The organism is Pseudomonas sp. HY2-MNA-CIBAN-0224 (assembly GCF_040310285.1).
Classification (GTDB): Bacteria; Pseudomonadota; Gammaproteobacteria; order Pseudomonadales; family Pseudomonadaceae; genus Aquipseudomonas; species Aquipseudomonas helleri.
In genome coordinates, this window is the sequence record NZ_JBEOPQ010000538.1 from 1 (window position 1) to 270 (window position 270).

Here is a 270-nt window from a genome sequence, read left to right on the forward strand (position 1 = left end):
GTGCAGGCTCACGCACTTGCAAGTCAGCGTAGACCTCCATGTCAGCTAAGATATTGGCGCGCTCATCAAGGATATTAATCAGTGGTAAGTTATGACGACGACCAAGTTCATAGTCATTAAAGTCATGGGCTGGGGTGATTTTTACGCAACCCGTACCAAAGTCTTTTTCGACATAATCATCAGCGACGATAGGCACGACGCGACCCGTAATTGGTAAGGTAATCGTTTTACCAACCAAATGCGCATAACGCTCATCGCTCGGATTAACTG

General features: G+C 46.7%; 1 protein-coding gene. It reads right to left on the reverse strand.

Going from position 1 to position 270, the window contains the following annotated elements; all coding sequences use genetic code 11:
- Positions 1-270, reverse strand: a 270-nt coding sequence (locus AAEZ03_RS27470) for a hypothetical protein (RefSeq protein ID WP_350583021.1), incomplete at both ends; no start/stop codon positions are given.